The sequence below is a fragment of the Xanthomonas sp. NCPPB 3583 genome, from assembly GCF_041475715.2.
GTDB lineage: Bacteria > Pseudomonadota > Gammaproteobacteria > Xanthomonadales > Xanthomonadaceae > Xanthomonas > Xanthomonas euvesicatoria.
This window is the reverse complement of the sequence record NZ_CM191263.1, coordinates 682,029-699,453: the sequence shown is the minus strand read 5'-3', so window position 1 is coordinate 699,453 and position 17,425 is coordinate 682,029. Positions and strand designations below refer to the sequence as shown.

General features: G+C 65.1%; 14 protein-coding genes and 1 pseudogene. 6 read left to right on the top strand and 9 right to left on the bottom strand.

What is annotated here, in order from left to right:
- Nucleotides 1-352 precede the first annotated feature (352 nt).
- The 3 genes from ACCQ07_RS03090 to ACCQ07_RS03080 form a co-directional block, all read right to left on the bottom strand.
- On the bottom strand, nt 353-1,252 hold the full coding sequence (locus ACCQ07_RS03090; protein WP_338340051.1) for an NAD(P)/FAD-dependent oxidoreductase: 900 nt from the start codon (nt 1,250-1,252) through the stop codon (nt 353-355).
- Between the two features lie 103 nt (nt 1,253-1,355).
- On the bottom strand, nt 1,356-1,829 hold the full coding sequence (locus ACCQ07_RS03085) for an Rrf2 family transcriptional regulator (protein WP_011346273.1): 474 nt from the start codon (nt 1,827-1,829) through the stop codon (nt 1,356-1,358).
- 108 nt (nt 1,830-1,937) lie between these two features.
- A complete protein-coding gene (locus ACCQ07_RS03080) occupies nt 1,938-3,812 on the bottom strand; it encodes a GGDEF domain-containing protein (protein ID WP_372363777.1) in 1,875 nt (624 codons plus the stop codon).
- 502 nt (nt 3,813-4,314) lie between these two features.
- On the opposite strand from ACCQ07_RS03080, the gene ACCQ07_RS03075 reads away from it, so the two are divergent.
- Nucleotides 4,315-5,406 (top strand): DUF1615 domain-containing protein, encoded by a 1,092-nt coding sequence (locus tag ACCQ07_RS03075; protein WP_008577566.1) that lies wholly within the window; start codon nt 4,315-4,317, stop codon nt 5,404-5,406.
- 41 nt (nt 5,407-5,447) lie between these two features.
- Here the strand turns inward: ACCQ07_RS03075 and ACCQ07_RS03070 are convergent, their stop codons facing one another.
- Nucleotides 5,448-6,881, bottom strand: a complete 1,434-nt coding sequence (locus ACCQ07_RS03070) for a GAD-like domain-containing protein (protein WP_372165143.1) — start codon at nt 6,879-6,881, stop codon at nt 5,448-5,450.
- Nucleotides 6,882-7,296: 415 nt separating this feature from the next.
- Between ACCQ07_RS03070 and ACCQ07_RS03065 the strand changes: the two genes are divergently transcribed.
- Complete coding sequence (locus ACCQ07_RS03065) at nt 7,297-9,624, top strand: S9 family peptidase (protein WP_372165141.1); 2,328 nt, start codon at nt 7,297-7,299, stop codon at nt 9,622-9,624.
- A gap of 46 nt (nt 9,625-9,670) precedes the next feature.
- Here the strand turns inward: ACCQ07_RS03065 and ACCQ07_RS03060 are convergent.
- Nucleotides 9,671-9,975, bottom strand: a pseudogene (locus tag ACCQ07_RS03060) (alpha/beta hydrolase family protein).
- Nucleotides 9,976-10,013: 38 nt separating this feature from the next.
- Nucleotides 10,014-10,349: a DUF3817 domain-containing protein gene (locus tag ACCQ07_RS03055; protein ID WP_071117402.1), complete on the bottom strand. Its 336-nt coding sequence runs from the start codon at nt 10,347-10,349 to the stop codon at nt 10,014-10,016.
- 228 nt (nt 10,350-10,577) lie between these two features.
- On the opposite strand from ACCQ07_RS03055, the gene ACCQ07_RS03050 reads away from it, so the two are divergent.
- The 3 genes from ACCQ07_RS03050 (at nt 10,578) to ACCQ07_RS03040 (ending at nt 12,939) form a co-directional block, all read left to right on the top strand.
- A complete protein-coding gene (locus tag ACCQ07_RS03050) occupies nt 10,578-11,198 on the top strand; it encodes a YiiX/YebB-like N1pC/P60 family cysteine hydrolase (protein WP_372165139.1) in 621 nt (206 codons plus the stop codon).
- Between the two features lie 85 nt (nt 11,199-11,283).
- The gene (locus ACCQ07_RS03045; protein ID WP_372364116.1) at nt 11,284-12,222 is read left to right on the top strand and encodes an alpha/beta hydrolase; all 939 of its coding nucleotides are present in this window, start codon (nt 11,284-11,286) and stop codon (nt 12,220-12,222) included.
- 255 nt (nt 12,223-12,477) lie between these two features.
- Complete coding sequence (locus ACCQ07_RS03040; RefSeq protein WP_372363776.1) at nt 12,478-12,939, top strand: DUF4126 domain-containing protein; 462 nt, start codon at nt 12,478-12,480, stop codon at nt 12,937-12,939.
- A gap of 132 nt (nt 12,940-13,071) precedes the next feature.
- On the opposite strand, the gene ACCQ07_RS03035 is transcribed toward ACCQ07_RS03040, so the two are convergent.
- The 3 genes from ACCQ07_RS03035 to ACCQ07_RS03025 all read right to left on the bottom strand — a co-directional run bounded on the left by ACCQ07_RS03035 (nt 13,072) and on the right by ACCQ07_RS03025 (nt 15,456).
- Nucleotides 13,072-13,467 (bottom strand): VOC family protein, encoded by a 396-nt coding sequence (locus ACCQ07_RS03035; protein WP_071117401.1) that lies wholly within the window; start codon nt 13,465-13,467, stop codon nt 13,072-13,074.
- 72 nt (nt 13,468-13,539) lie between these two features.
- A complete protein-coding gene (locus ACCQ07_RS03030) occupies nt 13,540-14,514 on the bottom strand; it encodes a glutathione S-transferase family protein (RefSeq protein ID WP_338340047.1) in 975 nt (324 codons plus the stop codon).
- A gap of 162 nt (nt 14,515-14,676) precedes the next feature.
- Nucleotides 14,677-15,456 carry an SPFH domain-containing protein gene (locus tag ACCQ07_RS03025; RefSeq protein WP_014089266.1) on the bottom strand — a complete coding sequence of 260 codons (780 nt, stop codon included), beginning with the start codon at nt 15,454-15,456 and terminating at the stop codon, nt 14,677-14,679.
- A gap of 358 nt (nt 15,457-15,814) precedes the next feature.
- Between ACCQ07_RS03025 and ACCQ07_RS03020 the strand changes: the two genes are divergently transcribed.
- On the top strand, nt 15,815-17,401 hold the full coding sequence (locus tag ACCQ07_RS03020) for an SDR family NAD(P)-dependent oxidoreductase (protein WP_372165134.1): 1,587 nt from the start codon (nt 15,815-15,817) through the stop codon (nt 17,399-17,401).
- The last annotated feature ends 24 nt before the right edge of the window (nt 17,402-17,425 follow it).

The following is a 17,425-nucleotide window of genomic DNA, read 5'->3' as shown; positions in this document are numbered from 1 at the left end:
ACGTCCGCAACATGCGATCACCGCCATACCAACCACGCCGCGCACGAGCCAGTCAATCAGGCGTGAACTCTTGCGTTCAGAGGCCGGCGGCGGTGATGGACGAGGTGTTTTCAAGCTGAATTTCTATCCACATGGCAGCGAAGTTTACGCGCCCCCCCACTCAGAGCGACCAACCAATGCGAAGTCGTCAGGTGGGCTTGGCCGTCATTCGTCACCGGCTGCGGCGCTCTTGCACTGCTGTTTTTCGCCAGGCACAGGATTCCAATGCAGGACCTGCGTCGGTCGGGGATGCGGCGCTGAGTCGCAGCCCGCACACCGCTGGCGTGCACGCGCGTCGCTACCGGCGCAATCGTCAGCTACCCAGGCCGAAGATCAAGCTGCGATGCGTTGCAACGCCGGCCATCGCGCCGCCGGCTGCCGCCAACACCACCGATGCGGCCGGGTTTGCGATATCGCCACAGGCAAATACGCCCGGCGCCGTCGTTGCCTGCATGGCGTCCACAGCGAGAAGGCGACCGAAAGGCCCCTCGCTGGTGGCACATCCAAGCTGCCTCACCAACGGACTGATCTCGGTCTGGGTGGTGATGAACACCCCGTCCAACGCGAACCTCTGGCCGTCGTGCAGCACCAGCTCCAGCACATCGCCCTCGCCTTGCAGCGCCGCCACTGCGCCGGTCACCACATGCACCGCGCGCGTCTCCAGTTGCGCCCGCTGGGATTCGTCCGGCACCAGCGTGTCGTTCAAGAACAGCCAAGTAGGGCCCCAATCCGGCAGCATGGCGGCTTGATGCGCAGCAAGCGCAGAGGTCGCGATCACACCGATGCGCCCCTGCTGCAGTTCGTAGCCATGGCAATACGGACACACGAACACCTGCCTGCCCCAACGTTCGGCCAGACCGGCCAGCGCAGGGAGACGATCGACCACCCCCATGGCCAGAATCAGCCGGCGAGTGGCATGCACGCTGCCATCGGCAAAGACGACCTCGAACGCATCCGCCTGCCCGCGGACCTGGACCACCTCGCCGTCAGCCCACTGCACGCTGGCATACGACAGCACCTGCGCACGCGCCTCATCGGCGATGCGCGCAGGCGATGCGCCATCGCGGCCCAGCAAGCCATGCGAGGTTTCGGCAAAACGATTGCGCCGCCGGCCGCTGTCCACCAGCAAGACGCGGCGTCGCGCCCGCGCCAACTGCAGGGCGGCTGACAGCCCTGCATAACTGCCGCCAATGATGATCACCTCGTGCTGCATGGTCGCTCTTGGGTGCCGACACCGATTAATGTATCTTTCAATGTTACATTAATCGACGACGACAGACACCACGGGTATCGCGCCGCGCATCCAGTGACCCGATTCAGCGCTGCCGCGTGCGCTTGCCCGCCGCGTTGCCGCCAGATGGCGCCCTCGCGCTGCACAAGGCATCGAACTCGCTCGCCAGTGCGGCAAGCGTCACCGTGCCCAGGCGCTGCAACAGCAGCGCTTCGGCGTGGGCCAGCGCATCGGCGATTGCCGCATTGACCACACGCTCCACCCCACATTGCGGATTCGGGTGATCGGCACCGATCGCAAACAGGTGCGGGCCGCCAACCGCGCGATGCACATCCAGCAGCGTCACCTGCGCGAGATCGCAGCCGATCTGCCAACCGCCGTTGTGCCCGCGGCTGGATTGCACATAGCCGGCACTGCGCAGCCCGGCCATGGTCCGGCGCACCACCACCGCATTGGTCGACAGCATGCTGGCGATCTGCTCGGAGGTCATCGGCTGCGGGCTTCTGGCCATGTGGAGCAACACGTGCAACATGCGGGAAAGGCGGCTATCGGTGCGCATGCGGTCCTGGGTCGTTCGATCGGTTCACGGCAACCAGCGGTCGCCATCGGCCGGCAGATTGTGCCGCAGCATCGCCTCGATGTCGCAGCGCGGGTGCGTGCACCAGGATCAGCACACCGCCCATTGATCGCGCCCAGCGGTCTTGGCGGCGTACAACGCAAGATCGGCCTGGCTCAGCAACACATCCAGCCCGGTGTCGGCGACGATGCGCACCGCGCCCATGCAAAAGCGCACCGGTTGGTCGGGCGGCAGGCCGGCGATGTCGATCGCTGCCACCGCGCTGCGCAGGCGCGTAAACACCGCGGGAATCTCCTCTTCGCCACAGCCCGGCAGCACCAGCAGGAATTCTTCGCCGCCCAGGCGGCCCAGGCGATCCTGCGCGCGCAAGGCGAGCCGGGACGCACTGGCCAGTGCCTTGAGCACCGCATCGCCGGTGGCGTGCCCATACACGTCATTGATCTGCTTGAAGTGATCCAGATCGATCAATGCCAGCATGCCCGGCGTGTGCGAGCGCAAGGCCTGCTCGATCTGCTGCTGCGCCTCGGTGCGAATGGCGCGCCGGTTGGGCAGACCGGTGAGTTCATCGCGCATCGCCAGCCGCGACAACTGGCGGCGGTGCCGTGCGCCGAAGGCCAGCACCACCAGTGCACCGAGCAGCAACAGGCAGGCCGCGCACAACGCGATCCACAGCGTCCGCTGGCCCGCTTCGCGCGCCTGCAGTGCCAGCTGCGCGGTCTCGCTGCGGCGGCGCAGCTCGGCCGTTTCGGCGCCGCGACGTGCGTCTTCGTAGCGCGCCTGCAACCGCAACATCACCGTATCGCGCTGGCGGTCCAGGCTCTGCGCGCGCAGCGCGTTGGCGCGTTGCAGTTCCTGGTAGGCCTCTGCATGGCGGCCGCGGAATGCCAGCGCCTGGGCGATCGCGTCCACCAGTTGCGCACGACGGTTCAAGGTCAGGTTGGGATCGTCCGCGGCCTTGGCGGCGACGATTTCGGCGTCCAGGCCCTCAGCCTTCAACGCGATCAAGGCCTGCAGCAAGACGGCATGACACGCCGCAACGCGCCCGATATTGCCTTGCTGCTGCATCAACGGCAGGGCTTCGCGCGCCATCGTCAATGCAGAAGCGGCATCGCCGGTTTCGATCAGGGCTTCGCTGGCGCTGGTCAGCGCCGCAGCCACGCCGGCCTGGTCGCGCAGTTCGCGGCTGAGCGCCAAGGCGCGCCTGAAATGCAGCAGCGCCGCTTCGGGTTGCCTGGTTGCCAAGGCAGTGCCGAACTCGTATTCGATCAGACTGCGCTGGAAGCGCGCCGGCTGGTCGTGCAGGCGTGAAAGCGCACGCTGCAGATAGTCTTCGGTTTCGCTGTCTTCGGCGGGCCGACCACCGACGCGGCTGGCCAATGCGCCCAGTTGCGTCAACGCATCCAGCTCCAGCCCCAGGAGTTTTTCGCGCGCCGCACATTGATAGCTGGCCTGCGCCGCACTCCAGGATTCATCGCTGCTGCCGGAGGCGAGCATGCTCCACATGTCGACCGCCTCGACTTCGCACAGCAGATCGTTGCGGCCCAGCGCGCTGGCCCGTTGGCGCAGCGCTTCCAGCCGCGCCACCATGACGCGATTGGGGTTTTCGCGCACGTCGCTGAGCGCCTGCACGATATCCAGCCACAGCTGCGCCTGCGAGGTGCTGCCGTGCAGCTGGTCGAGCTTTCCGCGCGCCTGCGTCAGCGCCACCTGGCGGCGTTCGCTGTCTTCCAGCGAAATAAGCACGCGCGCCTGCGCCAGCAAGGCCCAGAACTCGGCCTCCACGTCGTGGTCCCCGCTAGCCCGCTGCAGTGCGCCCTGTGCGATCTGCAAGGCGACCACCGGGTCGTCGATGGTCGCCGCTTCGATCGTCTTCCACGGCTGCGGCTGCGCCGACGCCATGACACTGCCCAGCAGCAAGGCAAACGCGGCGAGCCCATGTCGCCATCGGACCACGCACATGCTCATCGCGTCATCACGTCGAGGACGGGCCGCAACGTGCGCACGCCAAGCCGCTGCCATCTGCGCATACGTGGCGGCTTGCTGGTTGCTGCGGCATTTCAAGCACTCCCACGGTTGGATGGCGATGGAATCCAGCGGAATTTCAGGCCAAACGCCCATGTTCCGAGGTGATGCGACTGTCATGATGACCAACGCACACGACAGCGCACGTGATCGACGCAAGCGGTCGCGTTCGTTATCGGCCCAGGCGGGCCACTCTTGAATCCGGATGACGGGAGATCGCAGCACATCGCCCGGACGCGCAGACGGCAGCCAGACCCGCACGTCGCCTGGCTATCGCGCGATGCGCCTGAGGCACGGCGACACGCAGTCCACCCCATCTGCTCGATCGCCTGCCATCGCGATGCGACGAGACGGCAACCCCACGCGCCGGTGGGTGAAGCTCCCCCGGCGCGGCCGCGTAAACTGCCGCACGGCAGCTGCCGCCCCTCGATCTTCCGGAGACGCCGTGATCTCACACCTGCCCCGCGCGCTCACCCTGCTCGCCATCGCCTTGCTGTCGGCCTGCGCCACACAGGCCCCGCGTGCCCCGCAACGCTCGCCCGATGCGGTCAAGGCCGATATCGCGCAGCGCCTGCCGGCAACATTGCCCGACCGCGCCGGCTGGGCCAACGATGTGTATGTGGCGCTGTCCTCGCAGGCGTTGGACACCAGCGCCGAGCACATCTGCGCAGTGCTGGCGGTGACCGAGCAGGAATCGACTTACCAGGCCAATCCGGTCGTGCCCAACCTGGGCAAGATCTCGCGTGCCGAGATCGACCGCCGCGCCAGCGCGCATCACATTCCCGGCTTCATGGTCGATGCCGCCCTGCGTCTGAGTTCGCCGGATGGGCGCAGCTATGCCACGCGCATCGCTGCCGCGCGCACCGAACAGGAACTGAGCCGCATCTTCGAAGACTTCACCGGCAGCGTGCCGCTGGGCGCGCGGCTGTTCGACGGGTTCAACCCGGTGCACACCGCCGGGCCGATGCAGGTGAGCATCGCCTTCGCCGAGCAGCATGCGCAGCGCTACCCCTACCCGCCCGGCGATTCGATCCGCCACGAAGTCTTCAGCCGCCGTGGCGGGCTGTGGTTCGGTACCCAGCATCTGCTGGGCTATCCCGCCAACTACGACGCGCTGCTGTACCGCTTCGCCGATTTCAACGCCGGCTGGTACGCCAGCCGCAATGCCGCCTTCCAGGCCGCGCTGAGCAGGGCCAGCGGCATCGCGCTAGCCCTGGACGGCGACCTGCTCACGCCGGGCGCCAGCCTGGATGCGCCCGGCAGCACCGAGCGCGCCGCACGCAGCCTGGTCAGCCAGTTGGCGATGAGCGACCGCCAGCTCCGCCGCGCACTGGAGGCCGGCAACACCGCAGATTTCGCCGACTCCGACCTGTATCGCCAGGTGTTCGCGTTGGCAGAGCGCAGCGCCGGCAAGCCGCTGCCGCGTGCCGTGTTGCCCGGCATCACCCTGGAAAGCCCAAAGATCACCCGCACGCTCACCACCGCCTGGTTTGCGCAGCGAGTGAACGAACGCTGGAAGCGCTGCATGAGCAAGTAGACGAGCGGGCCACCGCGCTGCCGGCGCTGCGCTCTGTCGCCTCATTCGGTGCTCAGGCGATTGGTCAACACATCGCCGACAACCGGGCCGTCTTCCACCTTGCCATCGCTGCCGCGTCGATACCTGATGCCGGCACGACACACAGCAGGGTCCATCTCCCATACCCAGCCAACCAGGGCACGCCCTGTGCCTGGTGGCGAGCGTAGCGGCATGTTCATGCGCAGGCCATCGTCCTGGCCGCGGTCCAGCGTGCACATGACGGTGCCGGCGCCGTCGTCTTCAGCGTCCGGGTCGATCTCGTCCACGTAGGTGACGGTGGCGATGATCGCCTCGGCATTCACCTGTTGCTGCAACACGTGTGGAAGATCGGCAAGCGGTGGCGCGGCGCGCCCGCCGGATGGCTCCGGGACGAACGCATCGGTCAACCTCACCTTGCGGAAGTAGTACTCGCTGCGTCCGAGTGTTTTCGAGCCCTCCATGGCCGTTGCCATGTCTGCCAGTTCGTCGGTGCGCAGCAGGAACATCTCCGTACCCGAGCGCATGACCAGCAGTTGTGCATCGTTGGCATCGCTACCGCTCGAATCACGGCGCAAGCGGATGTCCAGGGTGAGGTAGCGATCGCCCATTTCGGTCTGCGTCACCTCAAAGCGCCCCGAATACGCACGCACATCGGTACGGGCATGGCTGCGATGATCGATCTTCCAGAACAGCAGGCGATATTGCCCGTCGGGTTCCAGTGACAGCATGCGATGCCAATCGATGTAGGACGACAGGTACAGGCCGTGCAGGTCGCCGCTCGCCTGTGGTTGCTGGAAGATGCCCTCGAACACAGGGCGCTGCTCTGCAGGCAATGCATCGGCAACGGTCGCGGGCGCGTCGGCCACGGGTGCGGGGGCATCGACAGCGTCGCGCAGCCGGGTGTGCAGCGCCAACGCATCGACCTTGTCGACCCGCAGCATCTGCATCGAGAGCAGCAGTTGGTCGATCTGGTAGACCTCGCCCGCAGCGAGTGGGCCGCACTCCTTGCGCGCGGCGGCAAGCCGGGCCGATGGAATCAGGGAATCGCAGAACGCCGCATCGCAGAGGGACTGGTTGAAGAAGTCCTCGAGGTTCCAGCTCAGATCGCCGGTGGCTTTGGAGACCGGATCCACATAGACCACGTCTTCGTCGGTGGCAGTGAGCTTGCGGTAGTACAGCAGTGCGCCGAAGGGCGTGAGCGCGATCGGAATACGCTGTACTGCGTCAGGTGGCGAGACGATCCAGCGATCCAGCACCGGCTGCCAGTGCCGGGGGTCGATCAGCGCCAATTGCATGCGTCCATAATGCCCCAGCCCTTTTTTACGCCATAGCTCGAGCAGACTGGCAGGCAGCACTGGCGCATATGCGGCAATCAGATCCATGGCGGCAGGCTGCGTCCTGCCTGGCGGATGCGCCTTGAGGAAGCGGGACAGTGCCAAGCGGCGAAACCAGGACATCAGACGGCCTCCAGTCAACATTGCGTGCGTGCAACACCCCATATCGTGCCGCATGGCCATGCTGGGGCACGGGAGAAGCGTAGTTCATCGCGCAAGGGCACGTCGTCGGTGGCTGATCGCGCAGCGGCGCACGTGCGGGCCGTGGGTGTCTTCGCCCACGATGGCGATGGCGATGGCGATCGACCCCGCGCCGCCACGCAGCGGTGGTGCAGGGCCTGGGTGATCCGCTGGGCAACCGCTCGATTGCCGGCCCGCTTTCTCGGCCACGCGGCGTCCGTTGCGAGCCGGGTGCGGCTCGCAACGGACGCCACCACGCGGGCACGACTTCTGGCAGAGGCACCCAGGCCACGTGGCGGGTAGCATCGGACGGTCGCGCCGACCGCATTGCGCGCTCCTTTCATCCCGGAGAATCTTCATGCCCACCACCCCGTTGCCGCTGCGGCACCTGTGCCTTGCCGTCGCCCTGGCCGCTCTGCCGGCACTTGCCGGCGCGCAAGCCCCTGCCGTCACCGAGGCCGACTACGCGCGCGCCGAACGGCTGATCAGCTATGCCGCACAGCCACTGGTGGACCACGCCCTCACCCGCATCGACTGGCTGGATGCCACGCACGTGGCGTATGTCGATCACGATGCCAAGGGCAACCGGCTGCTGCAGCTGGACACCAGCACCGGCAAGACCGCACCGCTCTTCAAACAGGCTGCGCTGGTTGCTTCGCTCAACAAGCTATTGAAGACCGGCGACAAGCCGCTTAAGGTCGACACCTTCGCACCGGTGGTCAAGGTCACCGCCGATGGTCGCTACCGCCTCAACGTGCGCGACACCGCCGTGGTCTGCGATGCGCGTGCGCGTTGCAGCAAGCTGTACGCCAAGGACAAACCGGAACCGGGCGTGCTGTCGCCGGACAAGCGCAGCGAAGCCTTCATACGCGACTGGAACCTATGGGTACGCGATCTTGCCAGCGGCCAGGAAACCCAGCTCACCCGCGATGGCGTGGAAAACTTCGGTTACGCCACCGATAACGCCGGCTGGCAGCACACCGACAATGCCATCGTGGCGTGGTCGCCGGACTCCCGCAAGATCGCCACCTTCCAGCAGGACCAGCGCAAGACCGGCGACATGTACCTGGTCAGCACCAAGCTTGGACATCCGGAACTGCAGGCGTGGAAATATCCGCTGGCCGGCGACAAGGACGTGACCATGATCGAGCGCGTCATCATCGACGTGCCCACCCGCAGCGTGCTGCGCCTGAAAACACCGCCGGATCAACATCGCTCCACGCTCTGCGACGACGTGAGTTGCTCGCCTGGCCTGTGGGACGACGTGAAGTGGGCACCGGACAGCAAGACGCTGGCATTCGCCTCCACCTCGCGCTTCCACAAGCAGACCTGGTTGCGTATCGCCGATGCCAGCACCGGCGCGGTGCGCACCGCCTTCGACGAAACCGTCAAGACCTATTACGAAAGCGGCCAGGTCGCCGCCAACTGGGCGTATCTGCCGGCCAGCAACGAGGCGGTGTGGTTCTCCGAACGCAGCGACTGGGGCCAGCTGTATCTCTACGATCTGGCCACCGGCAAACCCAAGCGCGCCATCACCACCGGCGAAGGCAACGTCACCGAATTGCTGCGCGTGGACCCGGTCACGCGCACCGCATGGTTTGTCGGCGTCGGCCGCAGCGCAGGCGTGGACCCGTACTACCAGCAGCTGTGGAAAGTCAGCCTGGATGGCGGCGATCCGGTGTTGCTCACGCCGGAACCGGCCAATCACAGCATCGCGCTGTCGCCCGACGGTGCACGTTTTGTCGACACCTATTCCACCTCGGTCACGCCGCCGGTCACGTTGCTGCGCGAAGCCGGCGACGGCCGCACCGTCAGCACGATCGCCACCGCCGATATCACCCGCCTCAAGGCGGCCGGCTGGGTACCGCCGGAACCCATCACAGTGAAGGCACGCGACGGCAAGACCACGTTGTACGGTTTGATGTTCAAACCCACCAACTTCGACCCGACGCGCAAGTACCCGGTCATCGATTACGTCTACCCCGGCCCGCAGACCGGCTCGGTGCGCGGGCGCAGCTTTCTCGCCGGCCATGGCGACAATCAATCGCTGGCCGAACTGGGCTTTATCGTCATTGCCATCGATGGCATGGGCACGCCGTGGCGCTCCAAGACCTTCCACGACACCTGGTACGCCAACATGGGCGACAACACCTTGCCCGATCAGGTCGCCGGCTTGAAGGAGCTGGGTCAACGTTATCCCTGGATCGATCTGGATCGCGTCGGCATCTGGGGCCATTCCGGCGGCGGCAACGCCTCGACCGGCGCGATGCTGCGTTATCCGGATTTCTTCAAGGTGGCCTGGTCGGAAAGCGGCAACCACGACAATCGCGGCTACGAAGACGATTGGGCCGAGAAGTATCACGGCGAGCACATCGTCAACACCGACGGCACCTCCAATTACGACGACCAGGCCAACGCCAATCACGCCAGCAAGCTCAAGGGCCGGCTGATGCTGGTGCACGGCACCCTGGACGACAACGTGCCGCCGTACCTCACCTTGCTGGTGGCCGATGCCTTGATCAAGGCCAACAAGAACTTCGACATGCTGATGCTGCCCAACGCCAAGCACGGCTACGGCGATCTCACCCCGTACGTCACCCGCCGTCGCTGGGATTACTTCGTGCAGTACCTGCTCGGTGCGACCCCGCCGGCGCAGTATCAGATGCAGCCGATGCCGGCCAATTGAGCGGCGTACAGGCGGTACGGTGGCCGCTGCTGCGCCATGTCCGCAGCTAACGCGTCATCGCGCCTAGGCGCCGCACCACATGTGTCATCCGGTTAGACCCGGATGACACGGCGGCCACTCGCTTGGCCGTACTGCCACCCAAGTGCTTCCTCAAAAACGCCAGCACGCGCGTGTCGTACCCGCGTCGATGCGGCTCGATGAAGAACCCGTAGCCCTCGTTGGGGAAGTACAGCGATTACGCGGGCATCCTTGAGTGCGCACTCCATCCGTTGGGTGTGTTCGACCGGCGCGCTCGTCCTTGCCACCGGCCATAAGAAGCACCGGCATCTTGATCGGATTGGCCGGTGTCAGCGGCGAACGTGCTGCCAGGGCGCTGCGCGCGCAGCGGCTCAGTGCGCAACAGGTTGCCGCTGGCCCAGCAAGCCCAGACGCCGGAACCACATCTCCAGCGGCACCGTCACCAGCGGCGGCAACGCCGCCAGCAGACTCAAGGCCCATGCCCACCACGGCCAGCGCAGCCGCAGTGCGGCAATCATGCTGACCGCGACATAGAACAGGAACGCCGCGCCATGCAGGCGCCCGAATACCCAGACCACGAGCTCGGTGCTCTGCAGCCCATACTTCAGAAACATGCCGACCAACAATCCGGCCCAGGTCAGCCCTTCGAAAAATGCAGCCAACGCAAACAGACGGCCGATCGGCGACAACGCAGAAGACACACGCATACAACACTCCAGACGGACAGGGATTGCCGCGACGCGATGGCGGCGGCGACGCCCGCTGGCAAGGCCAGTCTACAGTCCAACCCAACGACACTGAGGTTAAATGGCCAGGCAAGCGCATGCGCCTTGCGACCGATGCGCGTGATACGTGCCCAGTGCCCACATGCGTTTGGCACCGCCGCCGCACATCCCGGCGATAATGCCGGCTCCGTCGTCCTCAAGCCTCGCACCATGCGCATCGCAGTGCTGTTGTTCCTGCTGGTTGCCTTATTGCCCGCCACGGCGCTGGCGCTGAAGGTGCGCGATGGCGATCTGCTGTTCGTCACTGCGGCGCACACTGGCCTCAGCGGCGCCATCGACGATGCAACTTCCACCCAGGGGCAACCCAGCTTCGACCATGTCGCGCTGGTGGCGCATGCAGGCGACGTTGCGGTGGTGCTGCATGCCGACGAATACGGTTCGCGCGAGCAACCACTGCAGGCATTCATCGATGAGGCCACCGCCAAGCAGCGGCAGATCTTCGTGTATCGGCTCACCCCCGAACATCGTCCTGCCATCCCCGATGCCATTGCCCAGGCATGGCGCATGCTTGGCAAGCCCTACAACGACACTTACGTGCAGGACGACAACCGCTATTACTGCTCGGATTTCATCGAGCGCGCCTTCCGCGCGCATCACGTGTTCGCCCTGCAACCGATGAACTTCAAGAACCTGCAGACCGGCAAGATTTCGCCATACTGGATCGATTTCTACCGCAGCAAGGGCATGCCTGTGCCGCAGGACATGCCGGGCACCAATCCGAACGATATGGCCACGACGGCGGCGTTGACCTCGATGGGTCGGCTGAACTAAACGCCGCGTGCCGATGTCCCCAGACGATTCCGGGGTGACCCTGCAGGAGACTGCTTTGAAGAATGCGATGTTGGCAGGATTAGGGATCGCGCTGTTGGTCGGCTGCGGCAAGGCACCAGCGCCGACGCCGGCTAAAGCAGCAACGCCGCAGGCAGCGGTCGCAGTGCGCACGCCTGCCCATGCCCCGGGCAGCCAGCGTGGCGAGGGCCACCCTTATGAGCTGGCCGATACGCAGGTCTGGGACGTACCGGATCCAGTCTCGGGGCGTCGCTATCAGGTCTTCGTCGCCCTGCCACGCGCTTATGCGGAAAATCCGCAGCGGCGTTACCCGGTGCTGTATGCCACCGACGGCGACTACGCGTTTGCGCTGGTCAAACAGATCGCACGTCGCTTGAATGGCGAAGGCCCGGCCATCGAGGATTTCATCCTGGTTGGGCTGTCCTACGCCGTCGGCGAGGAACCCATGCCCAGCCGCAGGCGCGACTATACGCCGACGCCGGAAGACGGCCCTAACGCGGCGCCGGTGGCGACCCACGGCAAGAGCGCTGCCTATATCCGCTACCTGCGCGAGCAGGTCTTGCCGTTTGTGGCCAACCACTACCGAACCGACGAACAGCGGCGCCTGTATCTGGGGCATTCGTACGGCGGCCTGCTCGGCACGGACATCCTGCTCAGCAGCCCGGAGATGTTTTCTGGCTATATCCTCGGGAGCCCGTCGTACTGGTATGGCGAACATGACATGGTGGCGCAGGAAACGACCTTTGCAGCCACGCATCGCGATCTGCCGGCGCAGGTGTACATGTACGTCGGTGAGTACGAGCAAGTGCGTTATCACCAGACCTACGACATGGTCATCGATACCCAGAACATGGCGCGTGCGTTGCGTGCGCGTGGCTATCCGTCGTTGCATCTCACGCTTGAGGTTCTCAACGATGAGGACCACCTGAGCATCGGGCCGCGCGGCATCACCCACGGCTTGAAGGTGTTGCTCGGGAGCAAGGCTGCCGATCGGAGCGAGCGCTGACGCAAGGCATGGCCTCGGGATATTCAAGTGCCCAAGGCAATGGCATGCACCGCAGCGGTCAGCCACGGACACCACCGGTTGCTGCGCCAGCGGTTTGCGCATGGCAGCGGCCGGCATGCGAGCACAACCGATGCGTAGCGTGCACAACATCTTGCCAACTCCCACACACGCCACGCCCTAGTCTGCGCAGATCGATGACAGCGTGCCACGCGCAGGCATTCCGCCTGCGATGGTCGAGCACATGCAGAGGTGCACATGGCTTTGATCCACTCCATCCTGATGGGCGTCGTCGCCGGCATGCGGTCGATGACGCCGCTGGCGGCCGTCGCCAATGCTGCACGCACCGGCAAGCTGCCTGCCGACAATGGTGCGCCGGCACTGCTCGCCAACCCACTGGCATCGGCCGGCATGTTGGCATTGGCTGGCGGCGAGCTGGCCGGCGACAAGATGAAAACCGCGCCCGACCGCATCGTGCTGCCCGGCATGATTGCGCGCATCGCCACAGGTGTGATCGTCGGCACTGCATTGGCGCCACGCGAACAACGCGGCATCGCCGCGCTGCTCGGTGCGACGACCGCCCTTGCCGCCGCCTATCTCACCTTCAATGCACGCATGCGTGCGATCGAGCGCTATGGCCAAACCAGCACCGGCGTGGTCGAAGACGCAATCACGGTAGGCGCGGCGACGCTGATCATGCGCGATGCGGCCAAGCGATAACGCATCTCCACGGATCCATGCATGATGCTTGAAGGCCTGCCACGGGTTGTGCAGGCCGTGCTCGCATAGCGCTCAGTCGCCGTCATCGACCCAGCCAGCTATTCCTGTAACAGACTGCGCGACAGACCACGCTCACGCCGGGCGATAGATTGCACACAGCTTGTTTCCATCAGGGTCGCGCACGTACGCCAACCACGTCGGCCCCATGCTGCTCTCACGCAAACCGGGCGGTCTTTCGATGGAAATGCCGCCAGCAGCGACCGCGCTGTCATGAAAGTGCTGCACTTGCTCCGGCGAGTCGCATTTGAAGCCAACCGTTGCACCGTTACCCGGGCTGGCGGGTTCGTCGTTGATCGGCTCGCTTACACAAAAAGTGCTGCCTGCATGCCGGTAGAACAGGCGCGTGTGCCCGCTTGCTGCCTGATTGACGAACGGCGCAGGCGCACCGAAGACACCTCCTAGCACTGCATCGTAGAACGCTCGCGCACGCGCGATATCGTTCGTTCCTACCATGACATGATTGAGCATGACGTCGCCTGTTGATCGCGCGGGTGCGCAGCATACGCCACCATGCCCGCCGTGCCACATCGACCATGCGAATCAGCCGCCACGCCCATGAGGCGCATCCAGATCCAGTAGCGGCCCCATCGGGACGATACCGGTGGGGTTGATGGTGTCGTGGCTCTGGTAGTAATGCCCCTTGATGTGCTGGAAGTTCACGGTGTCGGCAATCCCCGGCATCTGGTAGAGCTCGCGCAGGAATCCAGACAGCTGCGGGTAGTCGGCAATGCGCCGGAGATTGCATTTGAAGTGCCCCACGTACACCGCATCGAACCGCACCAGTGTGGTGAACAGGCGCCAGTCGGCTTCGGTGAGCCGGTCGCCACACAGATAGCGTTGTGCGCTCAGGCGCGCCTCCAGCCAGTCCAGGCTTTCGAACAACGGCACCACCGCTTCCTCATAGGCCGCCTGGGTGGTCGCAAAGCCCGCCTTGTAGACCCCGTTGTTGACGGTGTCGTAGACACGCGCGTTCACCGCATCGATCTGCTCGCGCAGCGGGTGCGGGTAGAAATCACCGTCTGCAGCGCCAATCGCGTCGAAGGCGCTATTGAACATGCGGATGATGTCTGCCGACTCGTTGCTGACCACGGTCTTGCGCTCGCGGTCCCACAACACCGGCACCGTGACCCGGCCCGAGTAATGCGGGTCGGCCTTGAGGTACACCTCGTACAGATATCGCGCGTGATTCTCCGTGTCGCCGACCACGCCTGGCCCATCGGCGAAGGTCCAGCCGTTTTCGCGCATCAGCCAGTGCACGATGGACACGTCGATCATCGACTCCAGCCCTTTCAGGCGCCGGAAGATCAGCGTGCGGTGCGCCCATGGGCAGGCGAGCGACACATACAGGTGATAACGCCCCGAAGCCGCCTGGAACCCGCCCTGGCCATGCGGCCCGGCGCTGCCATCGCGCGTGACCCAATTGCGAAACTGCGACTGCGAGCGCTCGAACCGTCCCTCGCTCTTGCTGGTGTCATACCACCTGTCCTGCCATTTCCCATCGACCAACAGACCCATCGTGCTTTCTCCCTCCGCGACGCTCACTGGCGACCGTAGCCCAGCGATGTTGCAGGCTGCGTGAGCAGCGCGATGGTGCGCGAGCGTGGCACGCGATCACCGTGGAAGAATGCAGGCAGGCGCATCGCCCGGTGCGTGCGCCTGGCGGCCGGCAAGACGCACCTATCTTGCAATCACCGCCGTTCCCGATGGCACCATGTAGCACGCCTGCGCTTTCTTGCAGGCCTCGGCATTGAGCTCGGCGATCTGGCTGGCCAGGTACTGCTCCGGCGTCAGCCCCATGCGGTTGCGGTACGCGTTGTCGGCGTCGGCCTTGGCCTCTTGCTCCTGCTCGCGCTGCCGTTCTGCGGTGGTCGCCTCCACCAGGGTCTTGACCCGCTGTTGCTGCGCGGCGGTCAGATTCATCTGTTGCAACACATCCGGATTCGGACGTGCGCGGCCCAAGGTGATGTTCTGGATCTGGATCGGCAGGCCTTGCTCCTTGACCAAGGCACTGACGTTTTGTGTCACCGAATCGTCGATCTTCCTGGCCGTGTCCGGGTCGCTCATCATCTTGGTCATGTCGTAGCGCTTGACCTGGTCGCGCACGATGGACGCGTACTGGCTGGCCACGTTGTTCTTGAACCAATCCTGCCCAAACCTGGACAACAGCAGCGCCGGCGCAGTAATCCTGTATTGGATCTGGGTGGAGAAGTCCAACAGGATGTTGTCGCTGGAGGAAAAATCGTCGAATGCCACCTGCACGGTTTGCGGCGTCACATCCACATAGCTGGCCGACGTGGTCAGCCAGGTGTAAGTGCGCCCGGGATCGCGCACATCGTCCAGGCGGATGCCGCCCTTGCCGAAGAACAAGGGCTTATCCACCAACACGGCCTGCTGCCCCGGATCGGGCGACACAACGGTGCACGCACACAGCAAGCCGGCCAGCCCGATGGCCAGCATGGAAGTCTTCATCGATGTCCCCTTGAATGCCCGGGCGCCAATTCGCGCCGGTGTGGCGGAAGGTTACCCAAACATCCGGCCAGTCGCATCCTGCCCGCAGCTGGGGACGTTCGCCGACAGTTCGTCGCTCGGAGAGCGCCCAAGGCCGCCAGCCGAGCGCGCGGCAACAGCCTGGCTGACCCGCTCAGCCGCCCGTATTGGCGCCAGCCACCCACAATCGGCGAAAATGTCCGCCTGCCGACATCCCGCCCAGCGGCCAAGCGCAGCGGCGCCCTGCCCGCCTGCTCCTGTCATCGTCTTCGCCTGCTGGCTGCCGGCCATCGTGCCTGCGTTGCCAGCCGCCCATTCCGGATCTGCCTTGAACACCAACGCCCCACCCGTGCCCAACGACGAGCTGCCCCTGACCGACCGCCTGCGCGCGGCCCTGGACGTGCTGGAGGCCATCGACGCCGACCGCAGCGTACTGGACACCCTGCCCGAAGCCGACCGCGTGCGGCTGCATCAAGTGGTTGCCAAGGTCTATCACCCCGAGCCGAAGGCGCGGCGGCAGTTGCTCAAGCAGCGAGAGCGAGAGCGCCACCAGGAAAAGGTGCGCAAGGCCGAAGCGCTGCTGGAACAACGCGGTATCCGCGCACTACGACGCAAACCGGTGTTCAGCACGCCAAACTATTTCCCGCCGCATGCCGCCGGCCTGCACGACGCCCACAACGGCGAAAACGCCACTGCCGCGGCGGAGCCCACGCATTCGCCCGAGCTGCGCCATTGCTATGTCTGCAAGCAGAAGTTCACCGAGCTGCATCATTTCTACGACCAGATGTGCCCCACCTGTGCGGAGGTGAACTTCTTCAAGCGCACCGAAACCGCCGACCTGCGCGGGCGCGTCGCCCTGCTGACCGGCGGGCGCGTCAAGATCGGCTACCAGGCGGGTTTGAAGCTGCTGCGCGCCGGTGCAGAGTTGATCGTCACCACGCGCTTCCCGCGCGATTCGGCCGCGCGCTATGCGCAGGAACCGGACTTCGCGCAGTGGGGTCATCGCCTGCAGGTGTTCGGCTTGGACCTGCGCCATACCCCCAGCGTGGAAGCGTTCTGCCATGAACTGCTGGCCACGCGCGAGCGGCTGGACTTCATCATCAACAACGCCTGCCAGACCGTGCGTCGCCCGCCGCAGTTCTACGCCCACATGATGGCCGGCGAAACCGCCGCATTGCACGAATTGCCGGAGACCGTGCGGAATCTTGTCGGTCATTACGAAGGCCTGCGCACCCCCGAGTTGCTCCGCGATGCCTCGGCCACCGCGTTACCCGCGGTGCATGGCCGTGGGCTCGACAGCGCCGACGGCCTCACCCGTGCCGCCGAACTCTCGCAGATCGCGTTGCTGGACGACGAGCTGGTAGGCCAACAGCATCTGTTTCCTGATGGGCGACTGGATCAGGACCTGCAGCAGGTCGATCTGCGCGGCCGCAATTCCTGGCGCCTGCTGATGGCCGAAGTGCCGTCGGTGGAGCTGTTGGAAACGCAGCTGGTCAACGCCATCGCACCCTTCATCATCAATGCGCGTCTCAAGCCGCTGATGCTGCGCACGCCCGAACGCGACAAGCACATCGTCAACGTCTCGGCGATGGAAGGCCAGTTCTATCGCAACTTCAAGACCACGCGCCACCCGCACACCAACATGGCCAAGGCCGCGTTGAACATGATGACGCGCACCTCGGCGGCCGATTACCAGAACGACGGCATCCATATGAACAGTGTGGACACTGGCTGGGTCACCGACGAAGACCCGGCAGAGATCGCCGCGCTCAAGGTGCAGCAGGAACGCTTCCACCCACCGCTGGATATCGTCGACGGCGCCGCGCGTATCGTCGACCCGATCATCCACGGCTTCAACACCGGCGAACATGTGTGGGGGCAGTTCTTGAAGGATTACGCGCCAACCGATTGGTGAGGCGCGATGACGGGGCCTGGCGAT

Excerpts from the sequence above, each read along its gene's own strand:
- ACCQ07_RS03065 (WP_372165141.1), top strand. The coding sequence starts at position 7,297 with ATGCCCACCACCCCGTTGCCGCTGCGGCACCTGTGCCTTGCCGTCGCC.
- ACCQ07_RS03050 (WP_372165139.1), top strand. The coding sequence starts at position 10,578 with ATGCGCATCGCAGTGCTGTTGTTCCTGCTGGTTGCCTTATTGCCCGCC.
- ACCQ07_RS03070 (WP_372165143.1), bottom strand. The coding sequence starts at position 6,881 with ATGTCCTGGTTTCGCCGCTTGGCACTGTCCCGCTTCCTCAAGGCGCAT.
- ACCQ07_RS03025 (WP_014089266.1), bottom strand. The coding sequence starts at position 15,456 with ATGCTGGCCATCGGGCTGGCCGGCTTGCTGTGTGCGTGCACCGTTGTG.
- ACCQ07_RS03040 (WP_372363776.1), top strand. The coding sequence starts at position 12,478 with ATGGCTTTGATCCACTCCATCCTGATGGGCGTCGTCGCCGGCATGCGG.
- ACCQ07_RS03030 (WP_338340047.1), bottom strand. The coding sequence starts at position 14,514 with ATGGGTCTGTTGGTCGATGGGAAATGGCAGGACAGGTGGTATGACACC.
- ACCQ07_RS03035 (WP_071117401.1), bottom strand. The coding sequence starts at position 13,467 with ATGCTCAATCATGTCATGGTAGGAACGAACGATATCGCGCGTGCGCGA.
- ACCQ07_RS03085 (WP_011346273.1), bottom strand. The coding sequence starts at position 1,829 with ATGCGCACCGATAGCCGCCTTTCCCGCATGTTGCACGTGTTGCTCCAC.
- ACCQ07_RS03055 (WP_071117402.1), bottom strand. The coding sequence starts at position 10,349 with ATGCGTGTGTCTTCTGCGTTGTCGCCGATCGGCCGTCTGTTTGCGTTG.
- ACCQ07_RS03090 (WP_338340051.1), bottom strand. The coding sequence starts at position 1,252 with ATGCAGCACGAGGTGATCATCATTGGCGGCAGTTATGCAGGGCTGTCA.
- ACCQ07_RS03080 (WP_372363777.1), bottom strand. The coding sequence starts at position 3,812 with ATGAGCATGTGCGTGGTCCGATGGCGACATGGGCTCGCCGCGTTTGCC.